Origin of the sequence: Leuconostoc falkenbergense (genome assembly GCF_045801155.1) — a bacterium.
In the GTDB taxonomy this organism is placed as follows: Bacteria; Bacillota; Bacilli; order Lactobacillales; family Lactobacillaceae; genus Leuconostoc; species Leuconostoc falkenbergense.
The window spans coordinates 1,130,267-1,151,988 of sequence record NZ_CP174386.1; the positions used below are offsets into that span (position 1 = coordinate 1,130,267).

At 36.9% G+C, this 21,722-nt stretch carries 21 protein-coding genes; 1 reads left to right on the forward strand and 20 read right to left on the reverse strand.

Translation table 11 applies throughout. The features are described from left to right. Window positions 1-57: 57 nt before the first annotated feature. From ACI3ES_RS05645 to ACI3ES_RS05680, 8 genes are all read right to left on the reverse strand, one after another. Window positions 58-663 (reverse strand): alanyl-tRNA synthetase, encoded by a 606-nt coding sequence (locus tag ACI3ES_RS05645; protein ID WP_317211385.1) that lies wholly within the window; start codon window positions 661-663, stop codon window positions 58-60. A gap of 134 nt (window positions 664-797) precedes the next feature. Next, a complete protein-coding gene (locus ACI3ES_RS05650; protein WP_036086843.1) occupies window positions 798-1,166 on the reverse strand; it encodes a hypothetical protein in 369 nt (122 codons plus the stop codon). Window position 1,167: 1 nt separating this feature from the next. Further along, window positions 1,168-1,395 carry a TcpD family membrane protein gene (locus tag ACI3ES_RS05655; RefSeq protein WP_010385861.1) on the reverse strand — a complete coding sequence of 76 codons (228 nt, stop codon included), beginning with the start codon at window positions 1,393-1,395 and terminating at the stop codon, window positions 1,168-1,170. Window positions 1,396-1,410: 15 nt separating this feature from the next. Next, complete coding sequence (locus ACI3ES_RS05660) at window positions 1,411-2,358, reverse strand: conjugal transfer protein (protein WP_260157520.1); 948 nt, start codon at window positions 2,356-2,358, stop codon at window positions 1,411-1,413. Between the two features lie 35 nt (window positions 2,359-2,393). Continuing rightward, entirely contained in the window at window positions 2,394-3,473 is a 1,080-nt protein-coding gene (gene uasX, locus ACI3ES_RS05665) for a serine-rich aggregation substance UasX (RefSeq protein WP_407631940.1), read from the reverse strand. A 47-nt stretch (window positions 3,474-3,520) separates the two neighbouring features. Next, the gene (locus ACI3ES_RS05670; protein ID WP_096639178.1) at window positions 3,521-3,733 is read right to left on the reverse strand and encodes a hypothetical protein; all 213 of its coding nucleotides are present in this window, start codon (window positions 3,731-3,733) and stop codon (window positions 3,521-3,523) included. Window positions 3,734-3,852: 119 nt separating this feature from the next. Continuing rightward, window positions 3,853-5,886 (reverse strand): KUP/HAK/KT family potassium transporter, encoded by a 2,034-nt coding sequence (locus ACI3ES_RS05675; protein WP_096639177.1) that lies wholly within the window; start codon window positions 5,884-5,886, stop codon window positions 3,853-3,855. Window positions 5,887-6,151: 265 nt separating this feature from the next. Continuing rightward, a complete protein-coding gene (locus ACI3ES_RS05680) occupies window positions 6,152-6,934 on the reverse strand; it encodes a hypothetical protein (RefSeq protein WP_188354118.1) in 783 nt (260 codons plus the stop codon). A 393-nt stretch (window positions 6,935-7,327) separates the two neighbouring features. Between ACI3ES_RS05680 and ACI3ES_RS05685 the strand changes: the two genes are divergently transcribed. Next, window positions 7,328-8,689, forward strand: a complete 1,362-nt coding sequence (locus ACI3ES_RS05685; RefSeq protein WP_096639175.1) for a hypothetical protein — start codon at window positions 7,328-7,330, stop codon at window positions 8,687-8,689. Window positions 8,690-9,784: 1,095 nt separating this feature from the next. Here ACI3ES_RS05685 and ACI3ES_RS05690 read toward each other — a convergent pair. The 12 genes from ACI3ES_RS05690 to ACI3ES_RS05745 form a co-directional block, all read right to left on the reverse strand. Next, window positions 9,785-10,810, reverse strand: coding sequence for an IS30 family transposase (locus tag ACI3ES_RS05690; RefSeq protein ID WP_188354119.1), 1,026 nt, complete (start codon window positions 10,808-10,810; stop codon window positions 9,785-9,787). 736 nt (window positions 10,811-11,546) lie between these two features. Beyond that, window positions 11,547-13,565: an SspB-related isopeptide-forming adhesin gene (locus tag ACI3ES_RS05695; protein ID WP_185912995.1), complete on the reverse strand. Its 2,019-nt coding sequence runs from the start codon at window positions 13,563-13,565 to the stop codon at window positions 11,547-11,549. Between the two features lie 66 nt (window positions 13,566-13,631). Next, window positions 13,632-14,252 carry a class A sortase gene (locus ACI3ES_RS05700; RefSeq protein ID WP_317211363.1) on the reverse strand — a complete coding sequence of 207 codons (621 nt, stop codon included), beginning with the start codon at window positions 14,250-14,252 and terminating at the stop codon, window positions 13,632-13,634. Continuing rightward, window positions 14,180-14,512, reverse strand: coding sequence for a hypothetical protein (locus ACI3ES_RS05705; protein ID WP_242029815.1), 333 nt, complete (start codon window positions 14,510-14,512; stop codon window positions 14,180-14,182). The genes ACI3ES_RS05700 and ACI3ES_RS05705 overlap by 73 nt, the downstream gene beginning before the upstream one ends. Window positions 14,513-14,525: 13 nt before the next feature. Beyond that, on the reverse strand, window positions 14,526-16,655 hold the full coding sequence (locus ACI3ES_RS05710; RefSeq protein ID WP_407631941.1) for a hypothetical protein: 2,130 nt from the start codon (window positions 16,653-16,655) through the stop codon (window positions 14,526-14,528). A gap of 14 nt (window positions 16,656-16,669) precedes the next feature. Then, complete coding sequence (locus ACI3ES_RS05715; RefSeq protein WP_004901735.1) at window positions 16,670-17,059, reverse strand: hypothetical protein; 390 nt, start codon at window positions 17,057-17,059, stop codon at window positions 16,670-16,672. Between the two features lie 295 nt (window positions 17,060-17,354). Then, window positions 17,355-17,648: a hypothetical protein gene (locus ACI3ES_RS05720; protein WP_242029776.1), complete on the reverse strand. Its 294-nt coding sequence runs from the start codon at window positions 17,646-17,648 to the stop codon at window positions 17,355-17,357. 31 nt (window positions 17,649-17,679) lie between these two features. Beyond that, window positions 17,680-18,600: an IS30 family transposase gene (locus ACI3ES_RS05725; protein WP_012268558.1), complete on the reverse strand. Its 921-nt coding sequence runs from the start codon at window positions 18,598-18,600 to the stop codon at window positions 17,680-17,682. A 585-nt stretch (window positions 18,601-19,185) separates the two neighbouring features. Continuing rightward, a complete protein-coding gene (locus tag ACI3ES_RS05730) occupies window positions 19,186-19,572 on the reverse strand; it encodes a MerR family transcriptional regulator (RefSeq protein WP_142511882.1) in 387 nt (128 codons plus the stop codon). Between the two features lie 31 nt (window positions 19,573-19,603). Further along, a complete protein-coding gene (locus tag ACI3ES_RS05735; RefSeq protein WP_142511883.1) occupies window positions 19,604-20,482 on the reverse strand; it encodes an aldo/keto reductase in 879 nt (292 codons plus the stop codon). Window positions 20,483-20,525: 43 nt separating this feature from the next. Then, window positions 20,526-21,278, reverse strand: coding sequence for an SDR family oxidoreductase (locus ACI3ES_RS05740; protein WP_142511884.1), 753 nt, complete (start codon window positions 21,276-21,278; stop codon window positions 20,526-20,528). 68 nt (window positions 21,279-21,346) lie between these two features. Further along, complete coding sequence (locus ACI3ES_RS05745; RefSeq protein ID WP_142511885.1) at window positions 21,347-21,664, reverse strand: carboxymuconolactone decarboxylase family protein; 318 nt, start codon at window positions 21,662-21,664, stop codon at window positions 21,347-21,349. Window positions 21,665-21,722: the final 58 nt, after the last annotated feature.

Consider the following 21,722-nt stretch of genomic DNA (forward strand, 5'->3'; position numbering starts at 1 on the left):
CCTTTCTAAGTGCAATAAAAAAACACTTACAAGTTTTGTAAATGTTTGTTGTGTAGATTATTTAGTTAATCTTTCCCATGTATAAACTAGCCATGACGGTTGGTAGTAGACATTTGTATCTGCGCCGTTGTCTGGTATCTTTCCTTGAGTTAAGTCATATACAACCCTAGTCGTATCTTCATCGCCTTTATAGCCGTTCTTAAACAAACGCTCAACCAACAAATTTTTATCTTTGTTGTAGTAGACTTCAACCTTTGCCATATCGCCACCGTCTTCGGAAGTATCCATCAAATCGTTAATATCATTCAAGCCATTAGCATCTAATGCTTTAGTTATCGTAGACTTATCAATTAAATCTGTGTTATTATAAGTGATTTTGTAATCTTTACCAGCAACATATTTTTTGGTACTCGATGATGCTTTTTCTGAACCACTTGATGTTTTAACAGTCGATGTTTCTGTTTTGCTTGTAACGTGCATATGTGTCATTGCATAAAGCATGTATGCTCCAAAAACAACAACTAAAAAACCGATAATAAGAATTGGTAATGTTAGTATTTTGGACTTAACAGGTTTTTCATCTTTTACTTTGTCAAGTAATTTTTCTTTATTTGGCTTTTTTGACATGGTTATTTCTCTCACATCTCGATTTGTTATATCCATTTTAACACACCACCTTTCTCATTGTCTTTTTGAATTTCTTACGCATCTGCTGGTACTGCCCCAACTTGCCCTATCGTTTGATTGACGATGCCTTAATAAAAGCATGTTTAACCATGCTCTTTAAAATTTTTTACTTACAGTATCATGTACTGCTTTGAATTACTATTAACACGCTTTCCCTGATACAATTGATTTTTTCGAAACCAAAACTGCCAAACATAAGTCACTAAATATCTGATTGTTGTTTCAAATGGTAGATTATCTCTTTTAAGTTGACGGTCTAAATAGTAAACAGCTACTTCGCTGACTATGATTAACCCAAACCCTAAACTAAGATACTGCATGTGAAACCAACCTATGACATAACTAATGAAAGCCGTGATGATTAACGTGATTGAAAACAGATACAGAAATCTGGTATCAACCATTATTGGCAAACGCATACCCTTACCAATCTTACTAAACTTCGCTGAATTGATATAAACTCGTCGATAATTAAACATCTTAACCACCAATACCCTTAACCCAATTTAGCAAAGCATTCAAAATACCACTAAACGCCTGTAAACTATTTTGCGGTCCATTGACGAAGAAATACACTAATGCACCAATAAAAATTGACATCCACATATCTTTAGATTCATTTTTGCCATAATGCATTAACGCACGTCCACCAGCAATAACAACTGTACCAACTAACAATAAAGGTTTAATTGAATTATAAAAGTCCAATCTGATACCCCCTTTCTAAGCCTGTAAAAACTTTGTGACAAAATACGTAGAATTTTGTTTTTTAAGTTCTAAGTAAATTGTCTGCACTTGCGTAATATCTGAACCATGTACTTTAACCGTGATTTTAGTAATGACAATTGGTTTATCTGCCGAACCAGTTACCTTAATATCGCTATCATCAAGACTAACCAAATCTACTGCATTATCTAAGCCCACAGGGTTATTCATGAACAACGACATATCCTTAGTTGAACTAGAGACATATTTTTGCACGAATTGTTTGGTAAACTTTTGAACCTTTGCCGTGATCGCTTCGTCATTGATTGTTTTACCAGTCTTATCAAATCTAGCTTTACCCACTTGACCAACACTATCAATCTCATTAGCCACATAAGGTAAACCAATCACAGTCAATTTATCATTATCTTGTGTATAAGGTACATTAACGGTCATAGCGTTCTGCTTACCATCATTATCAATTGTGAGATTATATTGTGCCGTTTTGATACTATCCACAGTAAAAATACCGTTCAATTTAGCTTGTAACAGCTTCATATCTTCGGTATTGGTCGATGATGATAAAGTGACATTCTTAGCAAAATAAGGTGTAACCTTATCTAACCAAGCATCATTTTTGGTCTTATCAAACGTGTAATAAGCGGTCACAAAGTTTGCCAAGTATTGACCCACAATTGGGTTATAACTGGTTGTCCCAGCACTAGCTTTATCAAGTCTGGTCGTAAGACTAGTAATGTTATGCCTTAATTCACGGTTTTTAATCGCTACACCATTGGCTAAAACTAAAACATAGGCAAAATAAAGCACTAAGATAATCAATAGACCAACAACAATTTTACGTACTTTGCTCAAATTATAAACATGTGCTTTTGGAATTTTTACCGCTTTTTCTTTTTGTTTCTTTTCATACTCAAAATTCACTTTGAGTTTTGGGAGACCACGCATTTCACACCCCCTTTCGCTATTTTTACATCACATTATTACAGATGCTTACGCTTGTAAATCAAACCACCCAAAGCTACTAGACCGGACATTGCCAATGCTAAGATACCATTACCACCCATAGATGACTTTTCTGTGGCATGTGTTAATGGCAATGCCTTAGCTACGGCATCATCAAGTTTTTGCTTTGCTTCAACAACTGGTGCTTTTGTCGCATCTTTGTCGTTAGCAGTTAATGCCTGATTATAGGCTTCAACTGCACGAGCAACACTAGGTACACTAGCAACTTGTGTTGGCACATCAACAACGTTTCCTGAATTATCAGGTGTTACTTCAACTGGCTTAACATGATTAACTTCGCCTTGATTGTTTGTATCAGGCGTTGTTGGTGTTAGTGGAACGGTGTTATTGTCGCTTGATGAGCCATTGCCACCAGTCGTTGAACTATCCGTACCGCCACCATTTGATGAAGAACCATTGTTATCTGATAAAGAACTTGAACCACCGTTATCAGATGATGAACTACCACTGTTATCACTTGATGAGCTTGAACCGCCATTATCAGATGATGAAGAACTACCACTGTTATCACTTGATGAGCTTGAACCGCCATTATCAGATGATGAAGAACTACCACTGTTATCACTTGATGAGCTTGAACCGCCATTATCAACGATTGTACCATCATCAGTTGATGAGCTTGAACCGCCACCATTGTTACTTGATGATGAACCACCATTGTCAGACGAAGAACTGCCACCGTTGTCACTTGATGAACTTGAACCGCCATTATCAGATGATGAAGAACCACCATTGTCTACTGCGGTGCCGTCATTGTTTGATGTCCCACCATTGTCAACGGTCGTACCGTCATCTACGGTTGAACTAGCATCACTCACAACATCAGTTGAAGCACTTAATACAACCGCCTTAACTTGTGGCAACGCCTTTGTCGTTGCTTGTACTGATTGTGCTGTACTAGTATCAGTTGTGGTTGGTACAGTATCAGCACTAACTTGTGTAGTGTTAGCACTCACAGCAACTCCAGCTACTGCAACGGCTCCGATTACCCACAACTTACCTGACTTGTACAACTTATAAGTTTGTGAATTTTGCATAATTTTTAAATAAAAAAGGCTACTAATTTAGTAACCTACCCTTTCTCTCAAATATTCTTTTGTAATTGATTGATTAAATTTAAACCCCTAAAGGTTCGCTGAACGATAATAAATAAAAAGGGCACAACACTGGCAACTATCATAGCAACATGTAGTGATTGACCCAAACTCGTAAAGAGTAAAAATATAGGGAACATAGACCCGACATAGACGAGCCAAACCCCAAACATAAAGCTAAAATAAATCATTTTTTGTGTCATTGTAACAACTAAAAAAGACTGATTATTTAATCAGCCTTTTAACCTTTCTATTAAATTTACTGAACAGCAATCCTGTCAGCCCAGCCACTAACTCAAATTAATAAAATTTGATTTTAATTTTATTCAGGTTTGATGACATTTTTAACCTCGTTTTGAATAAGTTTAATTTTACTTTTGTTTGAATCTTTAATAAATAATGGCACTGTTTCTTCCAGTACATCACTCACTTCTAGCCCATAAAAACTACTTGGTTTAACAGTATGTGATTGCAGCCATAATCTACCAGATATAATAAAGCGATCCCAAGTATGAATGTCTGGTAGATTAAGTAAATCTTCATAATTTTGGTTCGCCATAATATACTTAAATTCTCCAACAGTTCCTCGCTTATTAAGCGTATATTTAGGAAACTGTGGTTTTATAATATTTTGTTTAACAAGATTATTGGCAATTTGCTTCATGTACATGTTAACTTGTGGTTCAACTTTAAATCCAATGTTTAACGTAACATGTACGATATTGTTAGTACCCAACATATCGACTGAATAGCTTTTTTCATACGGATCGTTTGATGAACGTATAGTAACAAACCAGTATGTTTCAGCTCTTTTAGGTTTTGAGCCTAGGATAGAGTATATGATGTTTCTTTTTAGCATGTAGTTTTGATGAATATTTACAATATAAACTAAATTCGAAGCAAAGATTGGCTCTTCATTATCTTTCGACAAATTAATAAGTTGTTTTCTGTAATCTTTTAAAGAAAGATAATCATTTTGTTGAGATATGGCCTCACGACGTTTATTACCATAGAACCAAATCATCATAACGCTTAAAATAGCAACCATTATAATCAATGTTACATAACCACCATGTAAAAATTTACCAAGACTTGCTATCAAAAATACGGTTTCAATCATTCCAAAGATGACCACAAAAAAGAAAGCCAAAATTTTATTTTTCATTTCTTGCTTAATAAATTGATACAGTAACAACGTTGTCATCAGCATTGTTATTGTAATTGAAAGTCCATAAGCAGCTTCCATGTTATGAGAAGTTTGGAATGCCCATACAATAATCAAACCTATAATGCATAGTAGCCAGTTCACAGTACCAATGTACATTTGCCCTCTTGCTTCACTAGGGTAAAAAGTACGCAAACGAGGAATGACCTTTAAATTAATGGCTTCACTGACTAAAGTGTATGCCCCAGAAATGAGAGCTTGAGAAGCAATGATTGCTGCTAAAGCGGCCATTACCACTCCAAAAATCCGCCACCCACTGGGTAAAATCTCGAAAAATGGATTAGACGATTGCATCAACAGATTTTCTTGATTAGCATGAGACATAATCCAGGCACCCTGTCCCATATAATTCAGGATTAGCATGGTGTAGACAAAAATCCAACTAACATAAATGTTATGCTTACCAACATGACCCATGTCAGAATATAGCGCTTCAGCACCAGTGGTAGCTAAAAAAACGCTTCCTAAAATAAAAATTCCAGTCTTGTTCTCAGGACTAAATAGAACAGCAATGGCATATGTTGGTGACAGAGCTTTAAGGATTGATAGATCACTAAAGATGTTAACTAGACCAAAAAAACCAATAAACAAGAACCAAGTAAGCATGACGGGTCCAAAAATTTTTCCGATTTTTTTTGTACCAGCTTTTTGGAATGTGAAAACAATTAATAAAATCACAGTCACTACAAACAAAACTATGGTTTGATTATTTGGAAAAATAAATTCGCCTATTCCTTGCCCCTTTAAGCCCTCTATAGCTGTAGTAACTGTAACTGCTGGAGTCAATGTTCCGTCGGCTAACAAAGCTGCCCCACCAATTAAAGCTGGTAATAATAGCCATTTTTTATTAGGTTTTTTAACTCTGCTGTATAGAGCAAAGATACCACCCTCACCATGGTTGTCAGCTTGCAAAGCTATGATAACGTACTTAATAGTAGTAATTAACATTAAAGTCCAAAATACTAATGAAACAGAACCAATAACAAAAGTGTCAAGATTATGGGCGCTTTTTGCACTATTCAAGATAGAATTCATTGTATATAGTGGCGAAGTTCCAATATCACCGAATACTATGCCTATTGCAATTAGCGCACCAGCCGAAGACCACTTTGACTGATTTTCTTTTAACATTTTATAACTTCCAATACTATTTATTTTTAACTCAACCAGTATTATTGCACAATACAAAAAATATTGCATCATTTTTCTATTATTAATTTATTTAATGTAAATTAACTTGTTACCAAAACAATTTCGCATTGTTTTTAGAGGTGCAGCACTTATAAATCACACCCGATTAAAAACCTTTCTGACAATGAAAGTGAGGATAAAATAATTCGCTCATACCCATCCATTTCTACGAAGTTAAATATATAATTCCTATATATATATCCTATTAACTTTTTGCTTTGTCAGCTTGATTAGTCGTTGTCTTACTTTGACTTGATGCTGGCTTTTCTGTTGCCTTTTCATCAAGTGCAACTAACGTGTCAGCATACACCGTCCAATCAGTGGCATCATTACCAGCAAATGCAAACTTCAAACCTTTTGGCACTAACTTGTCCCCCGGCTTCAAACCAGCTTGCAAGCGTTCACTTTCTGCTGGGTCAACCAAAATACGGACAATGTTATCGTCATTGCCAACATCGCCTGATTTGCTTTGTTGGATAAAGTTGAACTGATAATTTGAAATTATTGGTTCATCGTAATCATCACGAGCAACTTCGCCACGATTGTCAGTTTTATAGTTAGGTGTGACCCTAAACAATACTAAATCATGACTATCAAACGCATCAGCACTACGCACACGTCCATGTGGTGTCTTGTCTTTACCTGATACGAATACGGCATCGTATTCTTCTTCAGGCAAAGTGTCTGTTTTAGCATCAGACATAGGTAACAAAGTACCAGTCTTAGTGGCAACACGAGCGCCATTTCTTTGGTTACTGCGAGCAGTACCAGCAATAATTTTTGCATCGATCAGTTTTAGTGGTGTACCAAAAGCCATACTAAAATCAAAGCCAGCCTGTGGTGTGACGTTTTCGGTATTCAATGTATTATTCACATTCAACATTGCCACTGCTACATCAGCATTTGCGCCAACTAAATTGCGCCCAGCAAATGTGAGCTCTCCGATACTTTTTCCTTGTAGTGATAAACTACCAAACTTATTAACCATAATGTAAAACACCTCTTCTTTCTTTAATATAAAAGAGCAAACAGAACGTTTTTATCCTGTTTACTCATTATTTGATAATATTTAACTTAATATTTGGTTATGTTATTTCCATTTCTATAATTGCACCAGATTTTCAAAAGAGGAATAATTATCTGCATAAAATATTCCAATTTATTGACTTTTGAGCAAACCATATGCTTATAGTTTCACGTAACCCAATATAACATTTAGTAATTACGATTTGTTATTGACTTCTGACTACTTTTTAAAATATCCTTTTGTTTGGCCATTAGAAAAACCTGTGCAAATAACTTGCTTGTTACAATAATTTTAAAAAAATTTTTAGTAACAAAAACAAATATATGATAATATACTGCTTGAAAGGAATTTACCATGTTATATCAGCATAAATATATTATCAATAAATCTTCGTTAGAAACTCAGCCACCAGAATTTTCTTGTTATTTTATGTTTCAAAATATTGAAGTTTTTACACAAAAAGATCAACTTGTATTCAATTGTTATCAAGAAATTACGAACACAACACTAATCCAATCTGTTTCCTCACCAGCAGCTGAATTGAGACCTAAATTAATATTATTACTGGATGCGATTTCTTTCCTAGTTGGATCTCCAATTACAGTATATGATATTAATTTTCAGTCAAGTAATACTACCAACCAAAAAAAATTTCATTCATCAGTAGAAAGTTTCTTTCGTATTGAAACATTTGATAATACAATAATTTTAAATAAGATAATATCTTCCCTAGATGCAGAGACTTTTTTAATTGCTTCTGCATTAGATAAATGGAACAAAGCAAATTATCTACTTAATGCTGATGACGCATCTGTTCTTTATTTAGATGAAGCTATTCTGAATTACATGCACATCTTTGAATTAATATCAAACACTGTTAGAAAAAGCTACAACGACGATATCAACAATACTCTTGAACAGCTATTAACTGATTTTTTTAGAAAAAAGAGTTTTTATTCGAATAACGCAGTCGAGACAAAGGTGAAAGAAAAATTGAAGATTACTAGGGAAATATTAGTAGGTACTGAATTACATTTCAGTGATAAAATAAAGTTTTTTCTTAACCAGCATGGATTACTAGATGAAAGCACGGATTTTCTCGTTGATAATTTAATTAAGTTAAGAAATAGTATTGCTCATGGAAGAATGGTATCTACTATGGATATTATGGAGTATCCATTGACCCCATTTTATAATGTTTCTGGAAAAGTGAAGGATTTGGTAATACCTTTGAAAACATTATCTGCCCTGTGCATTTCAAAATATGTTGGCATTGATAAATGGCATGACGAATGGGTAGAAATTAAAAAATATTTACAACCTAGTAATTACAGGATGAAGAAATATATTGAAAACGAACAAACAAATGTTAATGTAAATTCTGATGACGTTTCTAACATAAACTGGTACTCTTTGTTCATATTCTACATAAATAGTAATGGAAAAACAAAATTAAAAATTGAGGATAGAGTTAAAGCAGAATTAAAAAATATACCATTCGAAGAACTATTAATACCTGAAATATTTGAACTATCCATTGTTTTGTGCGACACACAGGATGTTGAACTTTTTAACATCCTAAAAAAAATAATTAAGCATGCTGTTGACACAAGAACCTATCCACGATCTAACTATAGAGACACTTTTATTTATTTAGAATATCGAAACTATGATACAACTAGAATTCGTGATATTGTACAAACAATACTCAGTTAAATATAATATCGTTATTTTTTAGTTTTAAATAATATGTTACTTCTAATCTTTTTGAATATTTTGGTATATCGATGAAAGCATAATTTTTGTTACATCAATAATTATCACTTTTTTAATGACAATTATCAGAAAACATATAAAAATATCAATTTTTAAATCTCGTTGGTTGTTTTCTGTATACCAATAGTTCTGTAACATTATTTTTTTACCAAAAATCAATACATGGCACGTTATTCAACAAATCATACTGACTATATCTCTGTACATGTATAGTCTCTCACACTTTTGTTGTTTTCACGACTCAGAACCTTTGGTGTAACATACATGCCATTGTGTGCACACATCGCATTGGTACTGAGATTTTTTCTAACGGAGCAACAAATCACTTTGATTATCGTAACTGTCCTAGACTGTTATCTCTTCACTCTTTTAGAGGCTCCGAGTTAGCTAATATAAAGCCAACCATGATTGCTATAATTCACAAAATACTTTACAATTGTCTTATTGAAGATTAGTTAAGTAAAGTTGATTTTTTAATAAGGTTGTCCAGACATTATTTTATAACAATCAATTTTTGTATCTAGTTTTCAAAGTACATAATCAACTAGCCACCGGCTGATCTTTTTTTTTGTGCTTATTTGCATTTTTAGGTTTTCTTAATAAGGTATGCCTTTTTGACAAAAATATAAGCACAAGGTATGTTACAGAAGTATTTCATCTCCTATATCAAACCTTATGCTTATTATTCTACAGACTCCGGTCAACCCCCAAAGTAACAAATAATCCAAAAAAATTGATTTTAATTTGGCTAATCCGTTGACGCTGTTGTGATAGCGGATTTGTTTACAATCTGATTACAAAGACTGTTTTTGTGCTATTTGTGGTTTTGCGTTTCTAAATTTTAGCTACCATAATTTATTTTTGATGTTTAATGTTGGTCGCATATTTAGTTTTTGCATTGTCATTTTGACTTTTTTAAGCCATTCAAGCACTTAATTCGTGTTTATCTGGTTATTATTATACGCAAAAATGCAGCCCAAAGCTATTGACTTTGAACTGTCTTAACAATTAGCGGTTTTTAGCATCTATTGATGATTAAGCTGCCATGATTCGCTTAGTAAAGACTTTTTCAGGTGTTTTGAACCTGAGCACATTTCTAGGACGCTCATTGATGTCCTGAATGGCGTTTTGGAGCTTACGTTGAGTAATCTTAGTAAAGTCATACCCAGCAGGAAATACACGCCTTAATTCGCGATTCATGCGCTCATTGGTACCGCGTTGACCTGGTGATTGTGGATCAGCGTAATATAACTTTTTGCCGTACGTATCTTCAATGCTGTAAATAAATAAACTACTGGTGAATTCTGTGCCACGATCACATGTGATACTGTCACAAACGTTCTCAAACCTTGACATGAAGGTATCTATGGCTGTTTTAACATCTTCTGAATTCTTACTCTTTGCTTTGACACCAACCATAAAACGTGTTTTTCGCTCTACAAATGTGATCACAAAAGATTGGGAATCTTGAGGACTCATCACCCCATCAATTTCCCAGTGACCAAATGTTGAGCGATTATTGATGACTTCTGGACGGTTGTGAATTGAACGCGTTTCAATCATCATCCGTTTATGTTCTGGATTAACTGGTTTGGCTCTTAGATGCCTGCGTCTTTTGCCTTTAAGCGGTAAATCATTTAATGTCGCACTCAGGTTGCGATTAAGTATCCAGTTATAGATTGTCCGTGTGCAGACGTCAATACGTGGCACACCGTGTGCAATTTGTTCTGGCGACCAATGTTTCTTTTTGAGATAGTAATCAATCTTTTCGCGCTTTTTAGGTGTGATTTTGGGCTGTGAATGATGCGCCTTTGACTGGTAATACTCAGCACGTCTAGTTGCTTGCACAGGTTCGTATGTATGGCGCAATATTTTCTTTTTGCCACGCCAAGTCATGACACGGGCATTACGCTGCAATTCATGTGTAATGGTAGCCCGAGGTCGGTTTAGCTTGCGAGCAATTTCGGCATTTGTTTTACCGTCATCGATCATATTTTTTATAGTGACACGTTCACTAAAATCTAAACGAGCGTATTTGGAATTAGGATTTTTCTTAGTCATGTGGCAATTATTCCTTCTCTCAATAAGACTATAAAATTGACATTCGGTCAATAGTTAAAATGTTAAGAAAAACAAAAGTGAACAACTGCGCAAATATTGTTATAACAAGGTTTTAAGACGTAGGTAATGTATTTATGTTAGTGTGTATAACACGAGTATATTGGCTAACATATTGATGTATATATACATCTATATACTTGTGTATATAATGGCTAACATAAGCGTATGTATGTTTATCTTATATGTACATTTATATTAGCCATTAGACTGATATTGACATTGAAAATAGACTTGATTTTAACTAAAAATATTGGTTTATTTTCTCATATTATGGCGCTAATCAATTTACCTAATCGCCGTCAATTTTCTACGTCTATCTGGCTTGACAAGTGCGCTTGTTTATATAAACACACAAAAAAGCCATCCATGGACGGCTTTATTTGCGCAGTAAATCTGGCGTAAAGATTCACTGTTTAACTTAGGAAAAATGTTCTGAAAAGCCATGCAACAACAGTAAAATATATGAAGTGAGATATGATAATTTCTTGCAGCTTAACTGTAATAATTCTGAAAGAAAACTACTGATATTGCATGTCAAGACCTCTTCTGAACCTCTTAAATATACCACTTTGTGAAGAACAAAACAAGGTGTATTGTTCATTATTTTATCAATTGATAAGGACAAATGATAAGGACAAAACAAAAAAACAATGCCCTTAGGCACTGTTAAAAGTTGTTATTTGTGGAACCACTTCTTGATTGGCTTGCGGAATCCAAAGCCGGCGCCTGCTAGTGCAATCGCTGCAATCGCCCCATATAACCCACCCTTTGGCGCTTCACCATAACTTGTATTAGGTGTTGATGGTGTATCTGGCTTTGGCGTATCAGGCGTGATTGGATTCTTCACTGTTTCAGTATCAAAATCCTGACCAAAGTCATTTTGAACCGCAGTGTTTGTCACCGTCCCCGTGGCATCCTTTTTAACCACTGGATTAAACGTGATTGTCAGTTCATGACCTGCATGATTAGTCAAAAAGTCTTGCACGTTCTTGGCCTTCAATGTCCACTTACCGTTCTTGATATCCCAATCTTGTGAGAGTTCATCCATCACTGACTTTTGTGTTTTAGCATCAATGACAGTGAAATCTTTTTTAGTTTGATCAGTAATATCTAGCTTAGTCTCATCATAATCATCCATGAATGACAGGCCCTTAGCTAAAGTATCCTTATCCACGTCAATAGCTTCGAGTCCTTTCAAATCCCACGTTAACTTATAATGCAAAGTTTCACCTGGTTTCACATTTTGACCATTGTTGTCCTTGCCACTATCATCTGTTTCTGACTTGTGTGGCTCTGGCGTTGTGTATAATTCGCTGAGCTTGTAACTAGCCTTAACCGTTTCCTTTGTTGGTGGTGTTGGCTTAACGGGTGGTGTCACGACATTTAGAGCCGCAGAGGAACCAAAGAGGTTATATTGTGTTCCCAAAGCCTTCCAGGCATTAACTAAGCCACCCTTTTCTGTAATAACATTGCTTGCCGTCGTATCTGCTTTGCTGGCATTCTTAGTGTATTCATCAAAGAAGTTATACGTGAAGCTTGAACCAGTTCCTACTAAACCGACCGTTCCAAGCGGCGTGTCGTTAAAACCATCCAAACCAGCAGCACTTGTCGTATAAGTGCCAAACAATCCAGAAGGGGCATTCTTGTCAATCTCTAGACCATTGTCTTTGGGACTCAATTGCGTGACATTACCATAGTCAGTCTGCATACCTTGTAAGACATCGACGTCACCAATGGCGAATGCAGTTACCAAATTGGCCGCTTTACCATCAGAGTATTCATAATTGATTTTAGTCTTGACCCCATCGGTATTAAGATATTCAAAACGGACAGAATCATTAGTTTGACCATCCATATCTTGCTTACCAACGGCTAGGTAATGTGAATCAGAGCTGGTACTTTTAACCGTATTGGTAAAGGTAATGATCGCGTTGATTTTTTTACCTGTAATCTTGTCCGTTCCAACGTTTTCAATCTTGAACTGTTGTCCCTTATTGAAATCCTTAATTAAGTACATATCCTTTGAAGGGGCATTAAAGTTCGTGCTGTCAGTCTTCAAAACTTGTGTTTTACCAATTGCAGTGACCTTACTATCTTTGTTCCAACCTAAATCAGAAACAGATGCAAAGTCTTTGACCTTTGAACCATCAACGACAACATCAAAGTTTTTGTAGTAATCTAGTGAGCCTTTACCAGCTTCATTATAGTCACCGTAGACCTTAATACCATTCTTGTCAGCGATTGGCGTATCATCTTTATGTTTAGCAATTTCTGCCTCATAGGCGGCTTCATCTTTGTTATACTGAGCTAAATCTTTTTGATATTGCGCCTCTTTGGTAGCGTAGTCAGTGTTAGCGGTGGTCTGCTTTTTAGTAGCAGCTTCAAGCGTTGAAACCTGTGTCTTGTAACCATCAGTGATTTTTGTTTTAGCGGATGCGACTTCGCTAGATTTAACTGTTTGTGTATCAGTCTTTTCTTGCGTTAAGTCCACGCCAGCAGCTTTGGCATTAGCAATAGCTTTTTGCAAAGCCGCGTCATCAATTTTCACTTTTGTCCCAGTTGTAGAGACTTTTACAGGCGTTGGAGTATCTGTGGCATGTGCAATGATTGGTGAAGCCATTGGAATCATGATTGTGGCAATGGCTGCGCCTTCAAAAATACGATTGCGTAGTTTGTGTTTAATGTTATGTGACATAATAAATATTCTCTCTTCCGATTTTTGGAGGGTGGTGATTTGCCACCCCCTATAATTAAATTAGTTTTATTGCAATTGTTGCTTTAAGCTGCTGTCCAGGGAATTAATTGATTGTTGACCAACTAATTCCCCCGTTAGCACGATTCGCTTTTTAGCGGTGAAATTTGTGTAGTGACTCGCTTTAACCTGCTGCCAAAATTCTTGATCTTCCAAACAAGCAACCAATTTAACTTTTGGTTTGCCTGTGTTCTCAACAGCTAATTCTTGATTCATCACGCCCACAGCGATACCATAATCCAATTTGGTCGCTTTATAACGATAAACTGTATGACCATCAGAGAGATAAATATCTTTTCCGATGATGGTTTTTTCAGTCATGTTTTGTAGCGCACTAAACTTGGTAGGATGGTATGGCCACACGGCGTTATAGTCACCCATATTGTGAGCAAATATTGGCACTAATCCAGTTCCAAACTTTAGATTAGGTGCATTCATGCCCGCACCAATGGCTAAGACGTGGTTACTAGTGCCTTCATAGATTGGCTCACTAATGCTAAAACTAGGCACAGCCACATTTCCACGTAGGATTTCAGCTTGATTGCTTTGGGCTAGTTTCAACATATCTTCTTTGCTAGATAAGCCGCCAGTCCCTGAGTAATCAGGTTTGACACTTTTCTGTGCCGCCACTTGTTTGACCTGACTTGCTTTGACAACAGGTTGTTTCTTTGCTTTCGCAACAGCCTTATGACTAGCTTTTTGAACTTTCTGCGCTGTTTGCCACTGCGTATGGTTACATAAATCACAGCACCAGTGACAATTAAGATGCCAATCATGGCTAATAACAGTGTTTTTAGAATTGGATGGTGCCTTTTCAAACGATGGAAATTTGGACGTCTAGGTTGCGCTGTCGTTCGACGGCGCTTGACTTGTTCAATGTTGATTGCCATAGTTCACCGCCGCCTAATTGTCAAACGGTACAACATAATCGTAGCCATCATGATGCACTGTAATGGTTTTGTCTTGTACCGAAACGACTTTAGCTGTGACTGTTTGACCATTGATTGTGGCATCAACGTCTTCACCGACATGGTAACGGTCAGCTAACGTAGAAGAACTGTTAGCTTGTGAGCTAGATGAGCTAGACGAGCTTGATTGACTACTTGAAGCACTAACCTTTGAAGAAGAACCAGCCTCAGATGATTCAGGTGCTAAGGTTACGGTTGCGTTGCCTTCGTTGTGACTACTCGCAGAGATTGCTTTGGATGATTGTGTGGCGCTATCTGTTTTGTGTTGTGCCATCGCATAACCACCAAAGCCCGCACCACCAATAGCCAGAACAGCCAAGACACCAATCGCCGCTGAATGCCAAGCACTTGTTTTCTTTTGTTCAACTTGAGGCTGCTTCATTTGCGTTGCCAACAAAGTCATCAACTGTTGATTAGTGTCATCATGAGCCTGCGCTTTTGGGGCGTTTTGAAGCATTTGCAGTTGTTGACGAAGTTGGGAAACCTCATCACTATTGACAGCATCTTTACCTTTTAATTGTTGCTCGAGGTTTAGATTAGTTTGCTTCAAAATTTGGACTTGTTGCTCAAGTTCACTGAGGTTACCAGCATGCGTTTTAGCACTTTCTAACTCAGTGGCACTGATCATCACCTTTTCATGCTCTGATTGATATTGTGCCCGCTTGTGACTGATGTCTTCTTCCAGCTTTTGATGCATGTCTAGCAAGGATTGTGTGTTTTGAGCTAATAACTCATCACGCAAAGCTTTAAGACTGGTTAGCGTCTCTGTTTGCGCTTGTGACGTCACTTCTGAGACCTGATCGTCCACTGTGGCTTGAAGATTACTTTGCAAGTCTTTAGACCGTTCTATAAACCAGTTATCCAGCTCTTGATTAACAGATACTTTCAAAGCCTCTAAGTCGCTTACAAAGTCACTCTTGAGCGTTTTGAGTGTATTATCATGACGCGCATTCTCATCTTCCACAGCCGTGCGATAACCTGCTTCACGAGCTTGATGTGCTTGCGCATAACGGGTTTCAAACTCTGTTGCCCGTTCTTCTTTCATTTGTGCATCAACCGTCTCAGAAACATTAGTGTCACGCAACTGTTCAACTGCTGCTTTCGTCTTTGCTTGTTGTTGCTTCAACAAGTCAGACATAGCCTTTCGTATCTTTTGCGTGTAGATGTTACTAGTGTCGTTGAGAAAGTCGTTTGCTTTAGCTTTGTCTGCGTTCAAACGACTAACCACGTAATCGGGGTGTTCCGCAGGTAAATCAGCTTTGACATCACTCATTTCAAAAGCATTTGGCGCCAGGTTGACACGATCAATTAACTTCTGTGTGGGATCACTTTCGGTCATGATACCCTCTGCGTTGTCTTGAGTCGGAATAACAGCTTGAACAGTTGGCTTCACTGTTTCATCACGTGAAGGCTGTTCAACTATCTTAGGAATAGCAGGTACAGTCTTTACGACCTTTTCCTGTGATTGGTCACTAGTTTCATTGTCAACAGCTTGAACCACTGGTGGCTTGACTTCAATCGTTGTGCGTTGGAACTTATTAGGCTCAACTGTTAGGACTTCACCAGTTTCACGCGCTTGTCTAAACTGTTCCTCAGAAGGTAAGTCTGGCAAATCATCTGATGACAGACTGCCATCAGCAAGCACGGCATCCATCAGCGGTTGTAAGGCTTCAACAATAATGTCATAAGTCATATCTTCATCTTGACGAATTTCTGTTTCGTTGAAAATATGATCAGCGGTACTAACAACAATGTTTTCAAACCCTGCTGTTAATGTCGCTCTTTCCCAACTTAATCCGGTTGGCTCAGCACGACCTTTTTCGTTAGTGATAAAGTAGACGACATTGCCTAAACGAACATCATGATCACCAGCCCGCACCACATCATTGACTAAACCAGCAGCGAATTGTTGTAGCCCTGACAGTGATACATCAGGCCAGCTTTCACTTACCCCACTTTTGTCTGCCAGGTCTTGAATCACCTCATCATTGAGATCAATTTCAGTTTGTTCAACGCGGGCAAAAAATGGATCACCGATACTAGTTTGTTTTTTCTTTCCAAACATCTCTCACCCCCTGCTTAGAATGGCCAGTTGATGACGTTTCCGCCACCAGCAGTTGTGGCAGTTTGCCAAATCCATGTCAGCAATAGTCCAGTCAAAGCACCACCACCAATACCGAACATGGCGTGCATTAGCTTGCTGTTACTCTTTTGCGCCATCTGTTCATTACCAGTTGCACGCATGATGAAACCAATCAATAAGCAAATAGCGCCAACAACGATCAACACAATATAAAGAATTGTGATGACCTTTGAACCACTTGTTTTGGCAGCATCACCAATATCCGCTGAGGCAACAGTCGGTAGCCACATTGGTAATGAAGCAACCAATCCCGCTAATGTTTGTTGTAAGCGTGAAATCGGATGACGCTCCCATAGAAACTTGTTATGTGCATTTGACTTTTTCATTCAAAAAGTCCTCCTTTTTCTTTGTTGTGTTATCAACACACGCACAGAATAACAAGAATCAAAAAATTGTCATAAAGGTAAATGGTTTTTCCTGAGGCAAACAAAAAAGTCCGTCCAAATGGACGAACTGTGAGAATAAAATTTATTTTAATTTTTAGGGACTAGAAAATAAAAAACACGATGTGTCGTTCCTACTTTGGCGAGCTGGAACACATCGAGCTAAAAATAAATTTTAATTTGTAAATACAGTATATCGAATTGACTTAAAAATACAAATCAGATTATTTATATTTACTCATAACACACTGCTGTCACTTTGTAATTGATAAGTTCCGATGCGATCTAGTTGTGTCACAAGATTTGTTTTAGGATTGTAGCTGACATTATAGACAAAACGTGTGGTGGCATCTGCCGAGTCCTTGAGGTGGCTTTTGACAAAGACAATCACCTTTCCCTTCACTTCTGTGTCACTTGCTGAGGTGGGTAAGAAATCCATGTGATCATAAGTCATTACTACACCTGTCTGTGTAATCATTTTATCGGGATCAGCCTTGAAATCTAAACCATTTTTGACGACATCTTGAGCCACATTAAGTTGCTCTTATGGCAGATTGCAAGAATCATCCGAACACCGCATGTTTCTGAAAGACTTTTCGTGGTGATTGCCAGTTGAGCGTTTTCATTGGCCTGGCATTAATCCAATGATTAATTTGATCTAATTCTTTCTGACTGATGGTTTCAATTTTGCGTTCTTTTGGGATAAAACGACGGACATATCGATTTAGCACTTCATTACTACCACGTTCTTCTGGTGAATATGGGTGTGCAAAATACATCGGTATGCCTAGCTGTTCTTCTATTTCATCATATTTTGCAAACTCTCGACCGTGATCAACTGTAATTGATTTAGCATTTTTTATACCCTTGAAAAACCTAATAATAGCTGGTGTCACTGCCTGACTATTGCGCCCACTGACATGTCTCATGATATGTTGTCGACTCAATCGTTCTGTGATGGTCACTAAAACATCGCCACGTGTTTTACCAGATTGCATCGTATCAACTTCAAAATGACCAAATTCTTGTCTTAATTGGACAGCTTTTGGTCGTTTTTCAATTGAACGGCCATGAGCAAAAACACGTCTACGGCCGTCAGATTGACGTTTACGTCGAATACCTTTATCAGGTAAATCTGATAACTTAATTTTAAGCAAACCATGATGAATCCAGTTGTAGATGGTCTTGAAAGCAATACCCAATACATGAGCAGCCGTTTCTGGTGACCACTTCAAGATACCAATGTGATGGTTCAAAAAAGCTGATATTTCAGGTGTTAGGGTCGGATGGCGACCGTGTTTGTGCCGATTACACTGGGCTAAATGATGAGCCTGTTGTGCATTGTATGGTTTAATTCGATTTAACTCGTAGGTAATAGTTGCAGGAGAACGCTTTAAGAAACGGGCTATTTCTCGAGTTGAATGATTAAGTTTGATCATTGTTTCAATGACAGAACGTTCGTGAGCTGATAAACTAGAAGACATAAGCTGCAGATCCTTTATGGTTGATTTTAGTCAATTACCATTAAAGTCTCTGCAGTTTTTTTATGCAAGGTGTTCGGTTTAATTTTACAATCTGCCTTATACTAAAGAATGGACTATTTTTATTCAGTCCATAAAATGAAAGTATAGAAGTATTTTTTTGTCAATTCGTTATCCCTTGAAATAATATATCACGCCTAAAATCAACAATGAGCTTAAAACTTAAATACTTGTGAAATTAAAAAAATGAGTCATAAAACAAGGATTCCAAAGAATTTGTGAAACTTTCTTGGAATCCTTTTTTTTACACTTTTCAAACGATGATATAGCATTACTTTGTATAGATAGCGATTATGTTAACTTAAAATGGTTTATAAGTCCAGTGTTCAAAAGTTACTAACTAAGAATTTGTCTTACAAGCAGAATAGAATATGCGTTGAAAAATTTTAAAAGTTATAGGTTATCAGCTAACCATTGTATCAATTTTTCTAATCAATACAATATTTTCGTATTGAACATTAATTTTATGAAGAGATGTTGATTGCTATTTTTCAATTTTTAGTATTAATCATTGTAATAAATGTATACTTACTCATCACTTACTAATTTTTTCTCCATGTCACGCATGTGCCCATAATAATTGTCTACTTTACTTCGCAAATAATCTCTCGCAACAACTAAATCATTGATTTTTTCATCCATTTCATCAGCTGCGTCGACTAACATCGCTTTTCGTGCAGGTATAGTATCTTCATTATCTTCATATATCAAATCAATGTATTGCTTTAACGATTCAATGCTCATACCAGCATTTCTCATGATTTTAGCAAAATGTAGTTGTGTTAAACTTCTTTCGTCAAAATCTCGAATACCGTTCTCTAGTCTAGGTACTGCACCAATAATACCGACACGCTCATAGTAACGTATAGTATCAGCAGTTAATTCAGTTGCCTCAGCTGCTTTTTTTATATTCATATTTGCACCAATTAATTATTTTTACTTTGAATTAATCAGCCGTCACATCATAGCTGATTTCACGACTTGCCATCCATTTAATCATATCAGGATCAGCATGGTCAAAGAATTGACTAACATTAGTATCCAACGTAGCAATTTCTTTCATTTCTTCATCAGTTAATTTGAAGTCTAACACATCCAAATTTTGTGCCATACGTTCTGGTTTAACTGACTTTGCAACCACAATAATGTCTCGTTGTGTTAACCAACGCAAGACAACCTGTGCAATTGACTTATTGTATTTGTCTGCAATATTCTTTAATAATTCGTTTGAGAACAAACCATTCTTACCTTCTGCAAATGGTGCCCATGCTTCGACTTGAACGCCATATTCTGCAAAGTAAGCAGCATCTTCTTTATTTTGTTGGAATGGGTTAGCTTCAATCTGATTCAACATTGGCTTGATTTCTGAGAACTCAGCCAAGTTTGTCAACTGTGCAATATCAAAGTTTGAAACACCAATAGCCTTTAATTGTCCAGCCTTATATGCAATTTCCATTGCACGCCATGCACCAAAGACATCATTGTATGGCTGGTGTAACAAATATAAATCCAAATAGTCCAACTTTAAACGATCCAGTGATGCTTGAATAGCTGCAGTCGCTTTATCAGCCGAAACATCTTGAACCCACATCTTTGACGTAACGAACAATTCTTCGCGTGTTACCAGACCAGCTTCAATAGCTGCAGCAATTCCTTCACCAACTTCACGTTCATTACCATAACTAGCAGCAGTATCGATCAAACGGTACCCTGTCTTGATAGCATCAATAACAGCCTGCTTGGCTGCCCCTTTTTCTTGCACTTGGAAAACACCAAATCCAAGCTGAGGCATTTGAGCACCATTGTTAAGTGTTTTAAAGTTCATTTTTTTCTCCATTAAATAATTTTTCAGAAAAGTAGACGACCATTTATTGCACTTGCGTCGTTGGTCGCACAACAATTTCATTCAGTGTTGTGTCTGCTGGCATATTCAAGACATCATTAACAATTTGTGCAATGCGTTCTGCCGGAATAGCAAAGTTTTTGTAAAACTCAGCTGTTGCTTCACGTCGCTTTTCATCAGTCATGTGTGCTACCAATTCAGAATTAACAGCACCAGGATATAATGTTGTCACACGCACATTTTTACCAGCTTGAGCTTCTTCCTCACGCAAACTTTCAGAAATCGCTTTAACAGCCCATTTAGTAGCTGAATAAACAGCACCACCAGCATGTGAGTAAAGACTAGCCACTGAACCTAAATTGATGAAATGGCCTGTATTTTGTGCATGGAAAATATGTTGTGCTGCAGCAATACCGTACAGAGTGCCTTTTAAGTTAACATCAATCATGCGATTCCAATCATCAACTTTGGCATCAATTAACAATGAATGAGGCATTAATCCAGCGTTGTTGATCCACACATCAATACGACCGTAAGCGTCCAACGCTTTTTGAGCTAATGCTCTTACTTGCTCAACATCAGTAACATCAGTAACATCAGTAACTAAATACTCGGCTTGTCCACCAGCAGCTTCAATGTCACTTTTAATTTTCTTCAAATTATCTTCGCGACGTGCGCCAAGAACAATTTTATCCCCAGCATTTGCCTGTTTTTTAGCAATGGCTTCACCAATACCCGATGAAGCACCGGTAATTACAATTACTTTTGAATTTGACATGTTTACAATTCTCCTTTGCTTGTCAATAGCTTAATTAAACACCTTAGAGTCAACTCTAAGTCAACATCTTAATTCCAAATTTCTTTGGCAAGATTAAATGCTGACCAAGCTTTTGGCCACCCAACATAAAACGCAAGGTGGGTAATCATTTCAGAAATTTCTTTTTGCGTAATACCGTTCTTTTTTCCAAATGTCATATAGTGCCTAGCTTGCTCCATATCGCCACCGGAAATTAAGGCTGAAATAGTGATCATTGACCGATCGTGAACTGATAACTCTGACTCTCTCGACCATACTTCACCAAACAACACATTATCATTTAAATCGGCAAACTTTGGTGCGAAATCACCTAGTTTATCATGCCCGGACGTTTGTTTATCAACCATTAATTTTCTCCTTTCATTTCAAAAAAACTTTACCGTTTTCGGCATCTATATACTGCCG